Genomic DNA, 19135 nt, shown 5'->3' with positions numbered 1-19135 from the left:
AAATATAGAAGCTTCAGTATCGGTCGTGCAGCCTGAAGAGATTACTTTTTAGGCTTCTTTTTGCTGCCTTTGGGGCGGTTATTGTGAGGACTATCCTTCAAAAGAGGGGCAAGGAAGCGCCCAGTATGGCTGGCTGAGCAGGCGGCAATTTCTTCCGGTGTGCCTTGGGCAACGATTTGGCCGCCGCCATCTCCGCCTTCAGGGCCGATATCGATCAGCCAATCGGCTGTTTTGATGACTTCTAGATTATGCTCGATGACCAAAATGGTATTGCCTTGTTCGACCAAGGCATGCAGCACGTCGAGCAGTTTGCGAACATCTTCTGTGTGCAGGCCGGTGGTGGGCTCATCGAGAATATAGAGGGTGCGGCCTGTGGCGCGTTTGGCCAATTCTTTGGACAGTTTGACGCGTTGTGCCTCACCGCCAGACAGGGTGGTTGCTTGCTGGCCAAGGGCGACGTAACCGAGCCCGACTTGTTGGAGAATGGCCAGCCTGTCGCGGATACGGGGTACGGCTTGGAAGAAGGGGAGTGCGTCATCCACCGTCATGGCGAGGACATCGGCGATGGATTTTCCACGGAATTTAACTTCTAAGGTTTCCCGGTTATAGCGGGCACCTTTGCAGGTGTCGCAGGTGACGAAAACATCCGGAAGGAAGTGCATTTCGATCTTTAAAACGCCATCGCCTTGGCAGGCCTCGCACCGTCCGCCTTTGACGTTGAAGGAAAAGCGCCCGGGTTTGTAGCCGCGTGCTTTTGCTTCGGGCAGTTCAGCGAACCAATCACGGATGGGTGTGAAGAGGTCTGTATAGGTGGCGGGGTTAGAGCGCGGTGTGCGGCCAATGGGAGATTGGTCAATTTCGATAATTTTATCCAGATGCTCCACGCCGGTGAGGCGGTCATAAGGCAGGGGAGATACGCTGGATTTCATGAGGCTGCGTGAGAGCGCTTTGTAGAGTGTATCAATGACGAGGGTGGACTTTCCGCCGCCGGAGACGCCTGTGACGGCGATGAAGGTACCGAGTGGGATATCGACTGTGATGTCTTTGAGGTTGTTGCCGCGTGCGCCATGCAGGGTGAGTGTTTCGCGGGCTGTGCGGCGTATGGCGGGGATTGGGATGGCTTTGCGGCCTGAGAGGTAAGCGCCGGTGATGCTATCTGGGTGTTGAGCGACTTCAGCGGGCGTACCATAGGCGATGACATTGCCGCCGCGTGTGCCAGCCCCTGGCCCCATATCGATAAGGTAATCGGCAGCGCGGATGGCGTCTTCATCATGTTCGACGACGATGACGGTGTTTCCGAGGCGCTTTAGCCGCTCCAATGTGCCGAGGAGGCGTTCATTATCCCGTTGGTGTAGGCCGATGGAGGGTTCGTCCAACACATAGAGAACGCCGGTGAGGCCAGACCCGATTTGTGAGGCGAGGCGGATGCGTTGGCTCTCACCGCCGGATAATGTGGCGGAGCCGCGCGAGAGGGTGAGGTAATCGAGGCCGACATCATCCAAAAAGTGCAGGCGGTCTGTGATTTCGCGCAGGATGCGGCGTGCAATTTCGGCCTTTTGTGGTGTGAGGGTGCCTTCAACGTGGGAAAACCAGTGTAGCGCTTGCCGGATGGGCATGTCTGATGCTTGGGCGATGTTGAGGTCACTGACTTTGACGCATAGGGCTTCAGGCTTGAGGCGCGCGCCTTGGCAGGTGCGGCAGGGTTTTTCAGATTGGTAACGGGTGAGAGCATCACGGACATGGATACTGTCTGTTTGGGCCATGCGGCGCTGGAGTGTTTTGAGGACACCTTCAAAGGGTTTGGTGACGGTGTGGACCGTGCTGCCATCGCGGTAAGGAATGGCGATGGGTTCTTTGGTGCCGTAGAGAACGAGGTCTTGCGTTTCGGGTTTGAGGTCACGCCATGCGGTTTGCATGGTATCGCCCGTATGGCGAGCGAGTGCGGCGAGGGTTTGGGCGTACCACTCGGCGCCATTGCCTTGCCATGGGGCGACGGCACCATCCTCTAAGCTTAGGCTGTCGTCAGGTACGATGAGGTTGGCGTCAAAATGCGTTTCAGTGCCGATGCCGTCGCAAGAGGGACAGGCACCCATGGGGGCATTGAACGAGAAGAGGCGTGGCTCAATTTCTGCAATGGTGAAGCCGGAAACAGGGCAGGCGAAGCGTGCGGAGAAAATGGTTCGGGTGGCTTCCCCGTCTTCTCCAGCGCGTTTGACATCTTGGGTGAAGGCGACGCCATCGCCGAGTTCGAGAGCGGTTTCGAAGCTATCGGCCAGACGTGTTTCGAGGCCCTCTTTGACGACGACACGGTCAATCACGGCTTCAATCGTGTGACGTGTTTTGCGGTTTAATTCGGGGGCGTCAGCAATATCGTAGAGTGTGCCGTCTATGGTCACACGGGCGAAGCCTTTGCGGGCGAGTTCGGCGAGTTCGCGTTTGCCGTCTCCTTTACGGTCTTTCATGACGGGGGCGAGGAGCATCAGGCGCGTGCCCTCTGGCATGGCCATGACACGGTCAACCATTTGGCTGACGGTTTGCGCTTCAATCGGTAGGCCTGTTGTGGGGGAGTAAGGTGTGCCTGAGCGTGCCCAGAGCAGGCGCATATAATCGTGGATTTCTGTGATGGTACCGACGGTTGAGCGCGGGTTTTTCGATGTGGTTTTTTGCTCAATCGAAATGGCGGGTGAAAGGCCTTCAATGGAGTCGACATCTGGCTTGCCCATGAGCTCCAAAAACTGGCGTGCATAGGCGGAGAGGCTCTCAACGTAGCGGCGCTGGCCCTCGGCATAGATCGTATCGAAAGCGAGGGATGATTTGCCGGAGCCGGAGAGGCCGGTGATGATGGTCAAAGAATCCCGTGGGATGGTGGCATCAACATTCTTGAGGTTATGGGCGCGGGCGCCCCGGACGCGAATGGCGTTGTTCTCAGGAAAAGTCACGTTTTGGCACACCGATAAAGAGGATGGCATTGGATGTGGAAACCACGCGCAAAGGGGGTGTGGTCAACCGTCTTACTATGTTAGGTGTTTGGGAAGGTTTGAAAAGAACAATTCGCGAAAATAGAGTGGAACGTCATGGCTGGTAGCGTCAATAAGGTGATTTTGGTGGGGAATTTGGGGCGTGACCCTGAAATTCGCCATACGCAATCGGGTTCTAAAATTGTGAACATGACGATTGCGACGTCTGACACGTGGAATGACCGTCAGTCTGGTGAGCGTAAAGAGCGGACGGAATGGCACCGTGTGGTCATCTTTAACGAGCATTTGGCGGGTGTTGCTGAGCGCTTCGTGAAGAAGGGCAGCAAGGTTTATGTGGAAGGTGAACTGCGTACGCGTAAATGGACGGACCAGTCCGGCCAAGAGCGCTATACGACGGAAGTGACGATTGATCGTTTCCGGGGTGATCTGACGCTTCTGGATAGCCGTTCATCGGGCGGTGATGCTGGTGGTGGTTATGGTGGCCAAGGCGGTGGTTACGGTGGCGGTAACAACTATGGCGGTGGTGCGCCTGCGGGTAATCAGCAGGGTGGCGGCTCTCGCGGTGGCTCCGCGCCGTCTCACGGTGGCGCTTCGAGCCCGGGCGGCTGGGATTCATCACGTGATAACGATCTGGATGATGAAATCCCGTTCTGATTTGGGGCCTGATATATTACGTTGCGAAAAGCTCGGCATCATTGTGGTGTCGGGCTTTTTTTTATGCGCAATGTCTTAATGACCGGGGGAGAGTAGCGTCTTGGCGTCGGTTGGAGTATATTGATCTTCTGTTTTCTAGTGTGGTGGACCTGTCTTGACCGAGTTGAATGAGCCGACTGATCTTGTGCCTTCCGGCCGTCTTCCCGTGACGATTGAGGAGGAGATGCGCTCCTCCTATCTGGCCTATGCGATGTCGGTCATCGTCTCGCGTGCGTTGCCGGATGTTCGTGATGGTTTAAAGCCTGTTCATCGTCGTATTTTATACGCGATGCGCGAGAGCGGATTTACGGCGGATAAGCCGTACCGTAAGTCAGCGCGTGCTGTTGGTGACGTGATGGGTAAATACCATCCGCACGGTGATAGCTCGATTTATGATGCCATGGTGCGTATGGCGCAGTCATGGTCCATGCGCGTCAAGTTGATTGATGGTCAGGGTAACTTCGGTTCGGTCGATGGTGATAGCCCGGCTGCGATGCGTTATACGGAAGCGCGTTTGGCTAAAGCCTCGTCCTTCCTGCTTGATGATATTGATCGTGGAACGGTTGATTTCCAGCCGAACTATGACGAAAGCGAATATGAGCCGGGCGTTTTACCGGCGACGTTCCCTAATCTTCTGGTCAATGGTGCGTCTGGTATCGCCGTCGGTATGGCGACGAACATCCCGACGCATAACCCGGCGGAAGTTATTGATGCCACGCTAGCAGTCATCGCTAATCCGGCCATTGAGCTGGATGAGCTGATGCAGGTTATTCCGGGTCCTGATTTCCCAACGGGTGGGATTATCATGGGCCGTAGCGGTATTCGTAAGGCGTTTGAAACGGGCCGTGGTTCGGTACCGGTGCGCGCACGTGCGGAAATTGAAGAAATCCGTAAGGACCGTCAGGCGATTGTTATCACCGAGATTCCGTATCAGGTGAACAAGGCAACGCTTCAGGAAAAGATTGCGGATCTCGTACGCGCGAAAGAAATCGAGGGCATTTCGGATATTCGTGATGAATCCGATCGCTCCGGTATGCGTGTTGTGATCGAACTGAAGCGCGATGCGACGCCGGATGTGGTGTTGAATCAGCTTTATCGTTTCACGCAGCTTCAGACATCTTTCAGCGTGAATATGCTGGCGTTGGATGAAGGCAAGCCACGTACGATGGGGCTGAAGGATGTTCTGGAGGCGTTTATTCGCTTCCGTGAGGACGTCATTCTGCGCCGTGCGCGTTTTGATCTTGATAAGGTGCGTGACCGTGGGCATTTGCTCGTCGGTCTTGTGTTGGCTGTTGCCAATATTGATGAGGTTATTGCGCTCATTCGGAGTGCGCCAGATGCAGCGACGGCGCGTGCCTCTTTGATGGCGCGTGAATGGGATGCGGGCGAAGTTGTTCCGTTGCTTGAGCTTATCCATGATGAGGGCAATGTCGTTATTGACGGCAAGGTGCGTCTGACGGAAGCGCAAGCGCGTGGTATTTTGGAACTGCGCTTGCAGCGTTTGACAGGCCTTGAACGCGATAAAATTCAAGGTGAGTTGGGCGAAGTTGCCGTAAAAATCGAAGATCTTCTTGATATTATCGGTAGCCATCCTCGTCGTATGGATGTCATGCGCAATGAACTCATGGCCGCGCGTGCTGAAATTGCGACGCCGCGTATGAGTGAGATTTCGGATGCGTTGGGTGATCAGTCGGATGAAAGCCTGATTGAGCCGGGGCAGATGGTTGTGACCATTACCCGTGACGGCTTTATCAAGCGTACGCCATTGGAGATGTTCCGCTCACAAAACCGTGGCGGGCGTGGTCGTACGGCGGCGGGCCGTCGTGGTGATGATGTGATTGTCCGCAGCTTTAACGCGCATACGCATCAATGGGTCTTGTTCTTCTCCTCTGGTGGTAAAGCCTACCGCATGAAGGTTTGGCATTTGCCGGAGGCGTCCCCGACCTCTAAGGGGCGTGCGCTGGTGAATTTGCTGCCGGAGTTGGGCAGCGATGCCATTACGGCTGTTCTGCCTTTGCCGCAGGATGAGGAGTTGTGGGATGATCTGCACCTCGTCTTTGCAACGGCGAGTGGGAATGTCCGTCGTAACCGTCTGAGTGATTTCCGTAATATCCGTGCGTCTGGCTTGATTGCGATGAAGCTGGATGAAGGAGATTCTTTGATCGGTGTGGCGACATGCCGTGAGGGGCAGGATGTCTTCCTGGCGACGCGTAAGGCGCGTTGTGTTCGCTTCCAAATCACCGATGATATTTTGCGTGTCTTTGCAGGACGCGGCAGCTCTGGTGTGCGTGGTATTAAGCTTGCAGAGGGCGATGAGGTTATTTCGCTCTGTGTGCTTAACCATGTGGATGCGAGCGTTGAAGAGCGTGCGGCCTATCTGCGTATGGCGAATGCAAAGCGCCGTGCAGAAAATGCTGCTTTGGCAGAGGGCGCAGAAGAAGACGTTGCATCTGCTGATGATGAAGCTGTTGAAGTTACGGGTGATCTGACGCCAGAGCGCTTTGAAGAATTGGAAGCGCAGGAAGAAGTGCTTCTTACCGTGACCGATGGTGGTTTTGGCCGTCGTTCCTCAGCGTATGATTACCGTGTTTCTGGTCGTGGTGGTTTGGGTATCACGAACATGACGTTCTCGGCGACGCGTCGTGGGACAGAAGTGGTTGGAACGTTGCCAACGTTGCCGGGTACCGATGTAATGTTGGTGACGGATACAGGGCGTTTGATTCGTCTGCCGGTGTCGCAGGTTCGTATTATGGCGCGCCAAGCGGCTGGTGTGACGTTGTTCCGCCTGAATGATCATGAGACGGTGATTTGTGTGTTCCCAGTTGTCGAGGATGACGGGGAAACAGGTGATGAGGCTGTTGTAGATGGCGCAGACGTTAATGCTGCTCCAGAGACGCAAGCTGCACCGACACACGAGGCAGGGGATTCATCTAGCGTAGGTGAATAATATGGCCCTTAACCCACGTATGGCGTTTTATCCGGGGACGTTCGACCCTGTGACGTATGGCCATATGGATATTATTGCTCGTGCGGCCCGCTTGTTTGACAAGCTGGTCGTGGGGGTAGGGGTGAATGGTGGAAAACAACCTCTTTTGACGCGTGCGGAGCGTTTAGCCTTGCTGCGTCAGGAGGTCTCAAAATTACCGGAGGCAGCGCGGATTACGGTGGTGGAGTTTGATACTCTGCTTGTGGATGCTGTGCGTGCCGTGGGCGCAGGAGCGGTTGTGCGTGGGCTACGTTCTGCGGGTGATTTTGATTTTGAGTGTCAAATCTCGGGAGTGATGCGTCGCCTTGCTCCGGAGATAGAAATGGTTCTGTTGCTCTCTGCTGATGAGCATCGCGCAACGGCTAGTCATATTGTGAAGGACATTGCCAGTTTTGGCGGTGATATTTCTTCCTTTGTGAGTGAGGAAGTGGCGCGGGTTGTCTTGTCGAAAAGCTGTAGAGAGGCGACATAGAGGGCCTAACCGGATTCAGAAGGATTTCATGAATGTCTGAGAACGCGACGATCCCAGCAGGTAACAAGCTGGTTTTTGAACTTAAGACGGGTAAGGTTGTCATTGAACTGCGCCCTGACCTAGCGCCTCTGGCTGTGGAGCGCTTGAAGCTTCTGGCGAGTGAAGGCTTTTACGATGGCGTGAAGTTCCACCGCGTGATCGAAGGTTTCATGGCGCAGGGTGGTGACCCGACCGGAACGGGTACGGGTGGTAGTGAATACCCAGACCTTAAGGCTGAGTTCACGGATCAGGCGAAGTTTGAGCGTGGTACGTTGGGTATGGCGCGCACCATGGCGCCGCACACAGCGAACAGCCAGTTCTTCATTATGTTTGAGAACGTACCGTCACTGAATGGCCAGTACACGATTGCGGGTCAGGTTGTGGAAGGTATGGAACTGGTTGATCAAATCAAGCGTGGTGCGGGTGCATCAGGTATGGTTAAAGACCCAGATTCTATTGTGAAAGCTTATGTTGAAGCCTGATTTTTCAGGGCTTTGATGAGGTTTTTGAAGCCGGCGGGAGTGATCCTGCCGGTTTTTTTTATGTTTGGAGTTATACAAGGGCAGCTTGTTGGTTGCCGCATATCATGAAGGCGAGAATGAATGTCTATGCGCGTAGGACGCTCACTTTTGCCGCATCATGCGGGTAGGGGATGCCGTATTGTGCTGCATAGCGGGTGGCGAAATCTTGTCGTTCCAGACGCTCACAATAATCAAGGTAGCGCATCAAGGCGCGTTCTGCTCGTTGCGTGCGGCCATATATGCGTTTGTAGTGTTTCCAGAGCATGAGTGCATTCACCGACCATGCGTCATAGACATGCTCTGCTAGTCTTTGGCGTATGGAAGGGGGAAGTTGGTCGAAGGCTTCCCATGCATCACCGTCGAAACGTTGCCAAATTTGGTCGCGGAAGGTGCGGTCGTTGAGGTCAGGTTTTGTCATGGCAGTCACAGAAAATAAGTTATGATATATCATAACATTTAAGGCTTCTGTGGAGCAAGGCCTCGCTATTACGCTGAAAATCGAAGGTTTTTTAATTTTTTTCCTCTTTGGTGTTGACCCGAAGGCTGATCCTTCGTAAACACCGCGCCAGATGAACCGGTAGCTCAGTTGGTAGAGCATTCGACTTTTAATCGAATGGTCCTGGGTTCGAGTCCCAGCCGGTTCACCACTCTTTCCTCTGAAAAATATACTCTGCTTTGGTAGCGTGATCCTTGGATACGTTACAGAATTATGCTGTTTTCAGCTTCTATTTGGAAAAAACGTATCAAGAGCGTTAAAAGACGCTGAGACACGGATCTTTCAAAGGACGCAAACATTGCAGAAAAACCGGATGACTTTGTTCATTCTGATTGCCTTAGTGCTTGGCATCATCACGGGTGGGGTGATCCATAATGTCGTGGTCGATGCTGCTATGCGGCAGAGTTTCGCCGCAGATATCTCCATTGGATCGACTGTTTTTCTGCGTCTGATCAAAATGATTATCGCGCCATTGGTCTTTTCCACGCTGGTTGCCGGTATTGGCCGTATGACGGATGCGAAGACGGTTGGTCGCATTGGTGGGAAAGCGATGCTCTGGTTTGTCGGGGCGTCTTTGTTCTCGCTGACATTGGGTATGGTGCTGGTCAATGTGATGCATCCGGGCGTTGGTCTGCACCAAGTCAATGCTATGCAGGCTACGCATCTGAGTGCGGGCGGTATGACGCTGGATAGTTTTATCCATCATCTCGTGCCGGATTCTGGCTTTAAGGCGATGGCCGATAATGAAATTCTTCAGGTTGTTGTTTTTGCTGTTTTCGTAGGCATTGCGTGTGCGTCTCAGCCAGAAAAGGGACGCTCTTTCTTAGAATGGACGGAGAGCCTCGCACACATCATTTTAAAAGTGACGAATTATGTGATGCTGTTGGCTCCGTTCGCTGTTTTTTGTGCTGTGGCTGCGACGATCAGCACCAATGGTCTTGCGATTTTGTTGACCTATGGAAAGTTCATGGGTGAGTTCTACTTCGCCATGTTCTTGCTGTGGGTGTGCTTGATCGGGGTGGCGTTCTTGTGTTTGGGCAAGTCTGCACTGCGGTTGGTGCGTCTGATGCGTGAGCCGTTCTTGCTGGCATTTTCAACGGCGAGTTCTGAAGCTGCCTATCCGTTGATTTTGGAGCGGATTACGCAATTCCCGGTTTCGCGTAAGATTTCGTCTTTTGTGCTGCCGCTGGGATATTCGTTTAATCTCGATGGCACGATGATGTACTGCACTTTTGCGAGCATCTTTATTGCGCAGGCTTATGATATTGTCCTGCCGTGGAGCACGCAAATTGTAATGCTGTTGACGCTTATGTTGACCAGTAAGGGCATGGCGGGGATTCCGCGTGCATCATCTGTTGTGATTGTAGCGACGCTGGGTCAGTTTAATATCCCGACTGAAGGTATCTTGTTAATCCTGGGTGTGGATACATTTCTTGATATGGGGCGTTCGGCCACCAATGTGATCGGGAATTCTTTGGCGACGGCTGTTGTTGGGAAGTGGGAAAACATGCTTGTTCATGACGGTAAAACCGTAGAATGAGGCATGTGATAGGGCGGCATGTCGATAATGAGGTGTCTTTTCAATGGATGAAAGCAAGAATAGGAACCGATTATAGTATGCGTTATGTAAAAAAGAGATTTTCGAAATAATGCTTATAGACAAATATGTTCCTATTTTTCAGTTTCACGAACGTCATACACTGGAAATAAATGCACATTATTCTAATGTGCTGCGGGTCGCCATAAACTATCAACCAGATAATGACCCAATCATTCGTGCGGCTATTGTCATTCGGGAATTGCCTAATAAGATCATTGATCGAATCAAAGGAAGCCCACTTTCAGCCAAACGACCATTCAGCCTGAGAAACTTTACGCTTCTAGAGCATTCGGAGGACAATGAAGTGGTGTTTGGCCTCGCTGGCCGTTTCTGGCGGGCAGACTATGGGCAGATTCCTTTGCAAGATAGTGAAGACTTCGTGCGTTTCAACGACCATGGGGCAGCTAAACTGGCCCTAAACTTTTCTGTCGAACGGCTTGGTAACAACCGGACACGCCTTGCTACTGAAACCCGCGTCTATTGCCTCGACATCGAGGCAACACGAAAATTTACGCCTTACTGGTACCTGATACGCCCGGTCAGCGGATTGATAAGACAAAAGATGCTGGCGTCAATCGGGCGATCAGCTAGGGCTATGTAGTCTGATCGATGATGTCACATTAAGTTTTTTTTTGAGCTGAAGGCGTCTGATTTTGAGCGCATTCACAGGCTGCGAGAGCAGTCGTGGTTTTCCACTGAGCGAAGGCTTGGAGACGATGAATATGTCGTGTGAGTGCGTTGGCGTTAGCGGCAGGTGGAACGAAGAGATTACGGGGGGCCGAGAAGACGGTTAAGAACCCCTGACATCCGCCGGGAGAACGGAATCTTTGCATGGTCCGTTCCTGTTTTCGAAGCGGCAAATGGCTGTTTTCGGCTCGATGGTTCAGTCCCTTGTGGGAAAGATGCTGAACAGAAAGACGAAGTTTACGCTTCGCGGCCCCATACGATTTCAGCTTATCCGTGATCATCCGCCGGGGACGCACGCCTTGCTTGCGCAAAAGGCTGGTCAGGATACGCTTGGCAGTCTTGGTATTACGCCGTTTTTGAAGAATTTCATCAAGAATATAACCGTCTTGATCGACAGCGCGTCACAGCCAATGTATCTGGCCGCCAATGACAATCCTGACTTCGTCAAAATGCCTAGATCGCCCCGTTTGGCACGTTTGCGGCGCAAACTGCGGGCATACGCAGCACCAAACTTCAGGCTCCAGCGACGGATCGTCTCATGCGATATCACAATCCCACGTTCGAGCAGTATTTCTTCAATCAAGCGAAAGCTCAACGGAAATACAGCCACACTGCATGGGCTATCAATTCACGCGGAAAACGATGCCGTTTGTAACTCATTGGGAACCTGTTCATGCCCGTTAGCTAACATGCATGAGTTAATGTGATATCATCGTTAAATGGTTGTTGATTTCGTCAGGTGTTTTGTACCTGTTGTTCTAATATCAGAAACGACAGATAACAGCCTTAAAATGTGTATATACAAACACTTACGGCCCCATACGGGACAAGGCTACTGGTGCCGGGTGAGGGATTTGAACCCCCGACCTTCGGTTTACAAAACCGCTGCACTACCACTGTGCTAACCCGGCGACCTTGGGGCCGTTTTTCCATGTGTCGGCCTCAGGGTCAAGATGAAATTTACGATTTTGAGAAGAATTTAGGCCTTATCTTCGAGGCCTTTGGCAATGACCTGCGCTAAGGCGGTATAAGCTTGGGCAGCTTCACTCTCTGGTGCGGAGAGGGTGATAGGGGTTCCGTCATCGCCGCTGCTGCGAATGGCGGCGAGGAGGGGTATCTCCCCTAGGAAAGGCACGCCAGCGCTCTCGGCTTCTGCGCGTGCACCACCATGACCGAAGAGTTCAGTGCGGTGGTTGCAGTTGGGGCAGCAGAAATATGACATATTTTCGATAATGCCGAGAATGGGCGTTTCCATGCGTTCGAACATGGCGATGCCACGGCGGGCATCGAGCAAGGCAATATCTTGGGGGGTGGACACAATAACAGCGCCGCCCTTGGCCAGTTTGGGGCCGAGTTTTTGGGCAAGGGTCAGTTGTGCGTCTCCGGTGCCGGGGGGCATGTCAATGACGAGGACATCAAGTTCGCCCCATTCGACTTCACCGAGGAATTGGGTTAGTGCGCCCATGACCATGGGGCCGCGCCAGATCATGGCTTGTTTTTCGTCCACCAGATAACCGATGGACATGCTTTTAATGCCCCATGCTTCAAGTGGGATAATGCGGCTGTCTCGGACTTCGGGGCGGGTGGAGTGACCGAGCATGCGGGGGAGTGAGGGGCCGTAAATATCGGCATCAAGAAGGCCGGTTTTGAGGCCGGATTGTGCAAGGCTGACGGCGAGGTTGACGGCTGTTGTTGATTTTCCGACGCCCCCTTTGCCTGATGCAACGGCGATAACGGCTTTGACGCCCGGGAGGATGGCGTGGGTTGGTTTGCCTTTGCCCAGATTAAAGGGACGATGGCCGGCACTTTGCGGCGGTGTTGAGGGTGGAGGGCTGGTCGTTTTTCGGTGTGATGTGAGCGAAAGGGTTGCGCCGGAGAGGCCCGGTAGGCGCGCAATATCGGCCTCAATATTTTGGCGAAGAGGTGTTAGGCGTGCCGCATCTTCGCGTGAGGTGGAGAGCGCAACATGGGCGTGGCCTTCTTGGATAGAAACGCCTTCTAATCGTGCGAAGGCGAGCACGTTAGAGGTTTGGCCGTTTGGGCGTTTCAAAATATCGATGATGTGTTTTTCGGTTAGGGGGTCTGGGTTAGAGGGGGGTGGTGAAGGGGGGAGGGTTTCGTCCGTCATGGCCGCTAATCTCAATATGCGCTTTTCGTTTGGGGGTAGCCTAGCATAGAGAGAGTAGGTCCGCATCTTGAAGAGGTGTAGCGGCATTTGGCCTTATGCGTTAGCGTGTTGATATGACCCGAACTTGCTTCCGATCCTCCTTATTTGGTCTTACTGCACTGGCTTTAGGCGCGTCCGTTACGCCTGCTTGTGCGGATGCTCGGGTGGAGGCGGCTATTATGGCGCCGCGCACCCCCGTTAGTTTTGCTGATTTGGCGAACAGGCTTTTGCCCTCTGTGGTGAATGTCTCGATTGCTGCGGTATTGAAGCCGGATCAAGATGATGAGAAAGGCTCGGATGCGAGTCCACCTTCGGGGCCGCAAGTGCCGAAAGGTGCACCGGGCTCTCCGCTTGATAAATTTTTGCATGATTATACGAAGCGCAAGCCTGCGCCGAACCGCCCTCCACGCCGGGTGCAGGGCCTTGGGTCTGGGTTCATCATTGATCCGTCTGGTATTATTGTGACCAATAATCACGTGATTGAAGGGGCGGATCAGGTTGTTGTGACGCTGCATGACGGGACGGAAATGCCGGCAAAGATTGTTGGGCGTGACAGTCAGGTGGATTTGGCTGTGTTATCCGTAAAGCCGGATCATCCGTTGCCTGCTGTGCCTTTGGGGCATAGTGACGCGGCCCGGATTGGTGACTGGGCGTTGGCCATTGGTAACCCTTTTGGGTTGAATGGGACCGTGACGGCGGGGATTATTTCGTCACGTGGTCGTAATGTTGAGCGCGGTTTGTATGATGATTACATCCAGACGGATGCTGCGATTAATCGCGGAAATTCCGGTGGTCCTTTGTTTAATATGGCAGGGGAAGTCATCGGGATTAACACGTTAATTTATGGTGGATCAGGTGGTGGCTCCATAGGTCTTGGTTTTGCGATACCGTCGGATGATGCGCGCGGCATTATTGAGCAGTTGCGGCGGGATGGGCATGTGTCCCGTGGGTGGTTGGGGCTGCGCTTCCAAGATGTGACGTTTGATATGGCGCAGGACCTCGATTTTCATGGTGCGGATGGCAAAGTAGGGCATGGGGCTATTGTCTCACAGGTTGATGCGCACGGCCCGGCATCTGTGGCGGGTTTACAGATCGGTGATGTGATTATGCGCGTGGGGGAGCGCGATGTGACGGGGCAGACGATGCCGCGCATTGTGGCGTCTTATTCACCGGGGGCAAAATTGGCGCTGACAGTATGGCGCAAAGGGAATGTGCAGGCGCTCGGCATTACGTTGGGTAAATCACCGACACCTCCGGATATGCCGCCTTCTGATACGCATCCGCCGGAGCATGCCAAAGAGGCTGTTGGGATGTTGGGGCTGGAAGTGAGTGCCATTAATGCGGAATTACGGACGCAATATGCGCTCTCTGATGATCAGCGTGGGGTTATGGTGGATCATGTGGATTCATCAGGCACGGCGGCGCTGCGTGGCATTGCCGTGGGGAATGTGATCCTTCAGGTGGGGCAAGTTCAGGTGAATACGCCAGATGCTTTGGCGGCGGAGTTGAGCCGTGTGAAAGAGCAAAAGAAGAACGAGGCTCTGCTTTTAGTGCAGGATGATGATGGGTTGCGTTGGGTTCCTGTACCGCTTTCTACGGATTGAGGCCTGTAGGGGGCTTCTTTTTCTGAAGAAAAAGGAAGCAAAAAGACTTTTGACTGTTCTGGTGGTGAGTGTTGTCAGGGGGATCTGAGCTCTCACGAATAGGAAAAAAGAACGCTTACATCAGAATGATTCAGGGTGATGCGTTAGACATAAAAAAAGACCCGGGTGCTTTGGCCCGGGCCTTTTTTTGGTGCGTGTCTCCCCGCACTATGCTGTGCGGAGAGACAGTGTTTTAGAAGCCTGCGCTAACCGATGCGATTGCGGAGAATGGAGCCGCAATAGAGTAGGTTGGAGTGCTTCCTTTGATGGTACGGCCATTGATGCCGGTGGTGGTATTGGCGTTACCTTGGATGCCTTTTACAAAGCCGAGATAGGCGTGGTCGGTCAGGTTGCTGAAGTTCACCCGTACATTTGGTGCTTTGAGGAAGCCGACATCGGCGAAGCGGTAGCCGATATTAGCATTCATGAGGACGTAGCCCCGGATGGACTGGTCGTTCATGAAAGTGGAGTACTGCTTGGATACGTATTTGACGTTATATCCGCCGAACAGGTGGCCATCATCATAATCAAGGTTGAAGGCAGCTTGGTAGTGTGGTGCTTCAGGAGCCACTTTGCCCTTGGTTGGTAGGTAATCGAAACCGCCTTTTGTAGATGTACCGGCGAGGTTGCTGCCTAAGCGTGAGTCCAAGTATTCGAACGAAGCATAGGGGCGCAGGTGGTAGAAAATGGGGCGCGTGCCGATTTCTGCGTCTACACCGTTGGTGGTTTGACCGCCACCGTTCAAGCTTGTGGTGTAAAAGTTATTGCACTGTGCATCGAGGCACTGTGTTTGGTTAAAAAGGCGGTTGGTGAAGTTATAATGGAAGTATGTGACGGAACCCATGATGGTGTGGCCCGTGTAACGGTAGCCAGCTTCTTCTGAAATAGAGATCTCAGTATTCTGGTTGACGTTAGCGCGTGTGGAGTAGCTGTTTGTTGTCGTGTTGTAGTTGCCTGCGTCGTACAGTGCAGCATTTGTAGGCATACGGAAGTTTGTAGCCGCTGAGATGAAGAATTGGTTTTCTGCATCGAGCTGGTAACGGATCGCGGCAGTTGGCAGAGGCTGCTGCCAAGATTTGTTGATATATGGCCCGGTGGATGTGTCCGGCAAGAAGTTATGGCCGCTGCGCATGACGATGGCATATTTGAAGCCTGCATCAATGGTCAGCTTATTGTTCAGCAGTGATAATGTGTCACCAATGAACATTGTATGGACGCGGGTTTGGGTCAATGTGCTGCGGTATTGGTATGTTTGACCATTAGACAGCACGGCGTTAGGTCCAGCAGCCCAGACATTCCACGGGTTACCATCAGCACCAATCCCTGTGTATGGGGAGGTTTGAAGCTGTTTGGAGTATTCGAACCAGTAACCGACCATCAGGCGGTTTGCGCCTGTTGTTAGTGTCAACTTCGCGACGTTACCCGGGCGATAGGTGGTGGATGTTGAAGGGTTGTACAGTAAGCCGGATGAGCTTTTACCGTTCAAAGAAGCGGTTAGGCTTTGTTTGCCCCACTGCATCTTGGAAAGGTTTGTATTATAGGCAGAGCCGCCATTGCCTTCACCGTACCAGAAGTAGGGCGTTTCGGTCAGGGTCAGGTGGTCCGAGAGATGAAAGGTTGATGGCGCGCTAGTATAGATATTGGTGAACGGGTTTTGGTGCAGCTTGTAGTAAGATGCGCCGCCATCACTTGCTGAGGGGTTGAAGTTTGAATCCCACTGAGTGTTGGGCAGACCTTTCGGGTCGGAAGCATTTTTAACACCGAGACCGTACTGGTTCCAACTGGCCATCGAAACGTTACGGGTTAGGTAATTGTACAAACGGTTACCGATGATCGCGAGGGAGATACGGTTGCCGTTACCCCAGTCGTTCACAAACTTCGTTTCTGCGTGCAGCTTACGGTTTGTGTAATCGGTATTGAAGCGGTCTTCGGACGCGTAGGAGCCGGAGAAGTAACCGCGCAGGTTCGTGTTGCCGATCTTACCCGTATCGAGGCGCAGGAAGCCGCGTGTCGCGTTGTAAGAACCGTAGGAAACGTCGAAAGATCCGCCCTTCTTCATGGCGGGGTCGACCATGTACATATCAACCACACCGCCGGTAGAGCTGAGATGTGGGCTGTCCAAATCGGCTGAACCTTGGGCCATGCTCACGGTGCGCAGGTTTTCAGGGTCTGCGATTTCTTGTGAGTATACAGCGTAGTTGCCGATATCGTTGATCGGGAAGCCTTCAAGCGTAAAGCCGACTTGCGTCTGGTCCATGCCGCGCAAGCTCATGGAGCTGCCGGTGAGGCCCATGGCGTCTGTTGCCGTGACATTGGCACCTGGGAGCAGCGAAATAAGCTGCATTGGGTCACTGCCTGGGACTTGCTTGCTGATGAAGTCACGGGACACAGCAGAGACAGACTTTGCGCTGTCTTGCTTTGTCATCAGGCCGCCGCCAACAGCATTGCGTGTGACACCATCGAAGTAACGGTGCTGTGCATGCACAGTTACGTGTTCTTCATGGTAATCCGTTGGAGATGTATTGCCCATCATGGACGGTGCCATGATCTGAGTTTCAGCTTTTGCTGCTGGCTTCTTAGCATCCGTGCTGGATGTAGGAGCAGCGAAAGCGGGCAACGTTCCCAGTGCGATGAGGGCGGAGGTCGATAGAAGGCGTGTCAGGCGCATGAGCAGCGTGATCTTTCTCGTTTCCGATAGGAAGGTCGAGATGTCCGAAACCACGCTTTTTAAGGTGGAGCAACATTTCTTGCGTTGATAAGAAATGACATATTTTATTCGTGATATATCTGCAACGTTTGCTGTAGTGAGGGCAGGCTTTTCCGCAGAATTAGGGAGTTTTATGACAGTATAGTGACATGGGGGATGAAATTTTTGGTGTGTATTTTTAGGTAAGGTGCGCCTTTAACGCTTCATCTTTCGCGTAAAGCGCTTGGATTCGGCGCCTTTGAGTTTCTGTCACATGCACGGCGTGAGCGTTTTTATTGAGATGAGGAATAGAGCGTTTTTTTAACTGGGGGATATACTGAGGCAGATCATTGATTTGCGCCATAGAGAAGAGTTTTGAAACGGCGAGTTGTCCTTGGCGGTTGCACAGATACCAGTGTTGGGGACGAAAAATATGATCGACTTCGTAAGGGCTGGATGCGTTTTCAACGAGGGAAATCGCGTCATCTAACGTGTGTAATGTGCGGTAATGTGCATTGACTGATGGGTGTATGCGGACGCGCTGGGTGCCGCCACGGCGCGCGAAAGACCATGCTGATATAAAGCGTTCGACCGGATCACGCCAAATGGCAAAACTGGGCAGGATCTGCGCCATGTCTGGTGCCACATGCTGATAGTAGCGGATGCTCTCATGCATCATGAGGCCACCATAGAGTTGGTCACATACAGATGTGCCACCATTTTTGGGAACATGAATAAAGAGAACGCCAGATTTTAGAATGGTATTCAGGCGGTGTGTGCGTTTGCGTCCACAAGGAAGGGGAAGGTTGAGATCGGCCGCGCGCTCATGGATGTCGTTAAATTGCTGCACACGGAACAGAGATCCTAAGGCGCGACGGGCCCAGTCATCTGTTGGGGGGCATGGCAGAGAGGTGGAAAGAGGGGGGCTAGTCTCTCGGAGTGTTAAGGTGGCGTTTGTGTTCATGATAAAATGCTAGATGCCATTTCTGTATTAATGCTGATTGTTAAGTGTTGGTGCCTTGAAGGATAGCGATGAAAAGCATGTGAGGTCGTAAAAAATAGAAACAAAATGAAACATAATTGCCGCTTACCGTTTGCCGTACTTCCGGGCGAGCAATGTGCAGGTAAAAAGCTGAATTTGGTGGTAAAGCATGAGTGGTAAAACGATGATGCCGACCGTGGAGGCCGGGAAGATCACACTCGCCATGGGTACGCCGGATGCGAGCGATTTTTTTGAGCCGCAGAGTTGTAGAGAGATCGAATTTTCGATGGACATTTTACGCCCTAACAGGCGCGAAATCATAAGGATGAGCATAAGCAGGATAAAGTTAATTGCGGCGATTTCAATGAGGCGCATGCTGGACACACGGTGCCATATTCCTTCTGTGACGGCCGCGCTAAAGGCGGTGTAGACGACTAGAACAATGGAGCCGCGATCGGTCATGGAGATGAGGAATTTGTGCTTTTTTACGATGGGGCCAAGCCATTTTTGAGCAATTTGTCCTAGGAGGAAGGGCAGCAATAATTCTTTGCTCACATCGAGAATGGCATGGAGAGGGGAAGAGCCGCTATTATGGGCGCTGCCCAAAAGTAAGCCAGCGAGCACGGGTGTAAGAATAATTCCGGCAATGTTCGACATGGTGGCTGCACAAATGGAAGCAGGGATATTGCCGCGTGCAATGGATGTGAGCGCAATGGAGGATTGCACGGTGGAGGGCAGGCAACACACGAAGAGAATACCACTCCATAGGCCATCCCCGATCAACCCATCTGGAGAGAGTGTTTTAAAGAGGTGATGGAGCGCGATTCCCAGTAAGGGAAAGAGAACAAAGGTGCAGAGCAGCACACCACCCTGAAGACGCCAGTCCCGGACACTCTCGACAATGGCTTTTCGTTCCAGTTTGGCACCTTGGAAGAAAAACATAAGTGCAATCAGGACTGTGACGGCGTTTGAAAGCCATAGGCTGACAGTGCCATGACATGGCAAGAACGATGCCAGCATGACAGCGCCGATGAGAGCCATGAGGAAAGGGTCGAGACGTTTCATGATCTCTATATGGGCGCAGTTTGTTCTAAGATGCAAATGACTGTTTTCGCTTTGATAAAAGCAGAAAAAGGTTGTGCCTTTGAGCATTTGGGCGGACACTCATAGCTTACTTTAAATCGG

The 19135-nt window shown here is 52.7% G+C and carries 13 protein-coding genes, 2 tRNA genes and 1 pseudogene; 8 read left to right on the top strand and 8 right to left on the bottom strand.

Going from position 1 to position 19135, the window contains the following annotated elements; translation table 11 throughout:
* Positions 1-41: 41 nt before the first annotated feature.
* Positions 42-2969, bottom strand: a complete 2928-nt coding sequence (gene uvrA / locus NTH01S_RS04355) for an excinuclease ABC subunit UvrA (RefSeq protein ID WP_068169996.1) — start codon at positions 2967-2969, stop codon at positions 42-44.
* A 105-nt stretch (positions 2970-3074) separates the two neighbouring features.
* Between uvrA and ssb the strand changes: the two genes are divergently transcribed.
* The 4 genes from ssb to NTH01S_RS04335 all read left to right on the top strand — a co-directional run bounded on the left by ssb (position 3075) and on the right by NTH01S_RS04335 (position 7650).
* Positions 3075-3632, top strand: coding sequence for a single-stranded DNA-binding protein (ssb, locus tag NTH01S_RS04350; RefSeq protein WP_068169994.1), 558 nt, complete (start codon positions 3075-3077; stop codon positions 3630-3632).
* A gap of 154 nt (positions 3633-3786) precedes the next feature.
* The gene (gyrA, locus tag NTH01S_RS04345; protein ID WP_068169990.1) at positions 3787-6618 is read left to right on the top strand and encodes a DNA gyrase subunit A; all 2832 of its coding nucleotides are present in this window, start codon (positions 3787-3789) and stop codon (positions 6616-6618) included.
* Position 6619: 1 nt separating this feature from the next.
* Positions 6620-7129, top strand: coding sequence for a pantetheine-phosphate adenylyltransferase (gene coaD / locus NTH01S_RS04340; protein ID WP_068169987.1), 510 nt, complete (start codon positions 6620-6622; stop codon positions 7127-7129).
* A gap of 32 nt (positions 7130-7161) precedes the next feature.
* Positions 7162-7650: a peptidylprolyl isomerase gene (locus tag NTH01S_RS04335; protein ID WP_068169983.1), complete on the top strand. Its 489-nt coding sequence runs from the start codon at positions 7162-7164 to the stop codon at positions 7648-7650.
* 124 nt (positions 7651-7774) lie between these two features.
* Here the strand turns inward: NTH01S_RS04335 and NTH01S_RS04330 are convergent, their stop codons facing one another.
* Positions 7775-8107 carry a DUF6525 family protein gene (locus NTH01S_RS04330; RefSeq protein WP_068170133.1) on the bottom strand — a complete coding sequence of 111 codons (333 nt, stop codon included), beginning with the start codon at positions 8105-8107 and terminating at the stop codon, positions 7775-7777.
* A gap of 153 nt (positions 8108-8260) precedes the next feature.
* Between NTH01S_RS04330 and NTH01S_RS04325 the strand changes: the two genes are divergently transcribed.
* The 3 genes from NTH01S_RS04325 (at position 8261) to NTH01S_RS04315 (ending at position 10386) form a co-directional block, all read left to right on the top strand.
* Positions 8261-8336, top strand: a tRNA-Lys gene (locus NTH01S_RS04325).
* Between the two features lie 162 nt (positions 8337-8498).
* On the top strand, positions 8499-9725 hold the full coding sequence (locus NTH01S_RS04320; RefSeq protein ID WP_068169980.1) for a dicarboxylate/amino acid:cation symporter: 1227 nt from the start codon (positions 8499-8501) through the stop codon (positions 9723-9725).
* A 109-nt stretch (positions 9726-9834) separates the two neighbouring features.
* Entirely contained in the window at positions 9835-10386 is a 552-nt protein-coding gene (locus NTH01S_RS04315) for a hypothetical protein (protein WP_068169977.1), read from the top strand.
* 19 nt (positions 10387-10405) lie between these two features.
* Here the strand turns inward: NTH01S_RS04315 and NTH01S_RS11560 are convergent.
* From NTH01S_RS11560 to NTH01S_RS04300, 3 genes and pseudogenes are all read right to left on the bottom strand, one after another.
* Positions 10406-11163: pseudogene (locus NTH01S_RS11560) on the bottom strand (IS6 family transposase).
* Positions 11164-11308: 145 nt separating this feature from the next.
* Positions 11309-11383, bottom strand: a tRNA-Thr gene (locus NTH01S_RS04305).
* 68 nt (positions 11384-11451) lie between these two features.
* Positions 11452-12600 (bottom strand): Mrp/NBP35 family ATP-binding protein, encoded by a 1149-nt coding sequence (locus NTH01S_RS04300; protein WP_068169969.1) that lies wholly within the window; start codon positions 12598-12600, stop codon positions 11452-11454.
* A gap of 113 nt (positions 12601-12713) precedes the next feature.
* On the opposite strand from NTH01S_RS04300, the gene NTH01S_RS04295 reads away from it, so the two are divergent.
* On the top strand, positions 12714-14243 hold the full coding sequence (locus tag NTH01S_RS04295) for a Do family serine endopeptidase (protein WP_068169966.1): 1530 nt from the start codon (positions 12714-12716) through the stop codon (positions 14241-14243).
* A gap of 232 nt (positions 14244-14475) precedes the next feature.
* Here NTH01S_RS04295 and NTH01S_RS04290 read toward each other — a convergent pair whose 3' ends face one another.
* The 3 genes from NTH01S_RS04290 to NTH01S_RS04280 all read right to left on the bottom strand — a co-directional run bounded on the left by NTH01S_RS04290 (position 14476) and on the right by NTH01S_RS04280 (position 19015).
* The gene (locus NTH01S_RS04290; protein WP_068169963.1) at positions 14476-16950 is read right to left on the bottom strand and encodes a TonB-dependent receptor; all 2475 of its coding nucleotides are present in this window, start codon (positions 16948-16950) and stop codon (positions 14476-14478) included.
* A gap of 217 nt (positions 16951-17167) precedes the next feature.
* Positions 17168-17932: a sulfotransferase family 2 domain-containing protein gene (locus NTH01S_RS04285; RefSeq protein ID WP_068169960.1), complete on the bottom strand. Its 765-nt coding sequence runs from the start codon at positions 17930-17932 to the stop codon at positions 17168-17170.
* Between the two features lie 123 nt (positions 17933-18055).
* A complete protein-coding gene (locus NTH01S_RS04280; RefSeq protein ID WP_068169955.1) occupies positions 18056-19015 on the bottom strand; it encodes a bile acid:sodium symporter family protein in 960 nt (319 codons plus the stop codon).
* Between the last annotated feature and the right edge of the window lie 120 nt (positions 19016-19135).

Origin of the sequence: Neokomagataea thailandica NBRC 106555 (genome assembly GCF_001598495.1) — a bacterium.
Lineage (GTDB): Bacteria > Pseudomonadota > Alphaproteobacteria > Acetobacterales > Acetobacteraceae > Gluconobacter > Gluconobacter thailandicus_A.
Note: the sequence above shows the minus strand (reverse complement) of the source record. Positions and strands in the feature narration are given on the sequence as shown.

Coding starts and splice junctions, on each gene's coding strand:
- NTH01S_RS04320 (WP_068169980.1), top strand. CDS start 8,499: ATGACTTTGTTCATTCTGATTGCCTTAGTGCTTGGCATCATCACGGGT.
- NTH01S_RS04295 (WP_068169966.1), top strand. CDS start 12,714: ATGACCCGAACTTGCTTCCGATCCTCCTTATTTGGTCTTACTGCACTG.
- NTH01S_RS04285 (WP_068169960.1), bottom strand. CDS start 17,932: ATGAACACAAACGCCACCTTAACACTCCGAGAGACTAGCCCCCCTCTT.
- NTH01S_RS04330 (WP_068170133.1), bottom strand. CDS start 8,107: ATGACAAAACCTGACCTCAACGACCGCACCTTCCGCGACCAAATTTGG.
- NTH01S_RS04300 (WP_068169969.1), bottom strand. CDS start 12,600: ATGACGGACGAAACCCTCCCCCCTTCACCACCCCCCTCTAACCCAGAC.
- NTH01S_RS04335 (WP_068169983.1), top strand. CDS start 7,162: ATGTCTGAGAACGCGACGATCCCAGCAGGTAACAAGCTGGTTTTTGAA.
- NTH01S_RS04290 (WP_068169963.1), bottom strand. CDS start 16,950: ATGCGCCTGACACGCCTTCTATCGACCTCCGCCCTCATCGCACTGGGA.
- coaD (WP_068169987.1), top strand. CDS start 6,620: ATGGCCCTTAACCCACGTATGGCGTTTTATCCGGGGACGTTCGACCCT.
- uvrA (WP_068169996.1), bottom strand. CDS start 2,969: ATGCCATCCTCTTTATCGGTGTGCCAAAACGTGACTTTTCCTGAGAAC.
- NTH01S_RS04280 (WP_068169955.1), bottom strand. CDS start 19,015: ATGAAACGTCTCGACCCTTTCCTCATGGCTCTCATCGGCGCTGTCATG.
- NTH01S_RS04315 (WP_068169977.1), top strand. CDS start 9,835: ATGCTTATAGACAAATATGTTCCTATTTTTCAGTTTCACGAACGTCAT.
- ssb (WP_068169994.1), top strand. CDS start 3,075: ATGGCTGGTAGCGTCAATAAGGTGATTTTGGTGGGGAATTTGGGGCGT.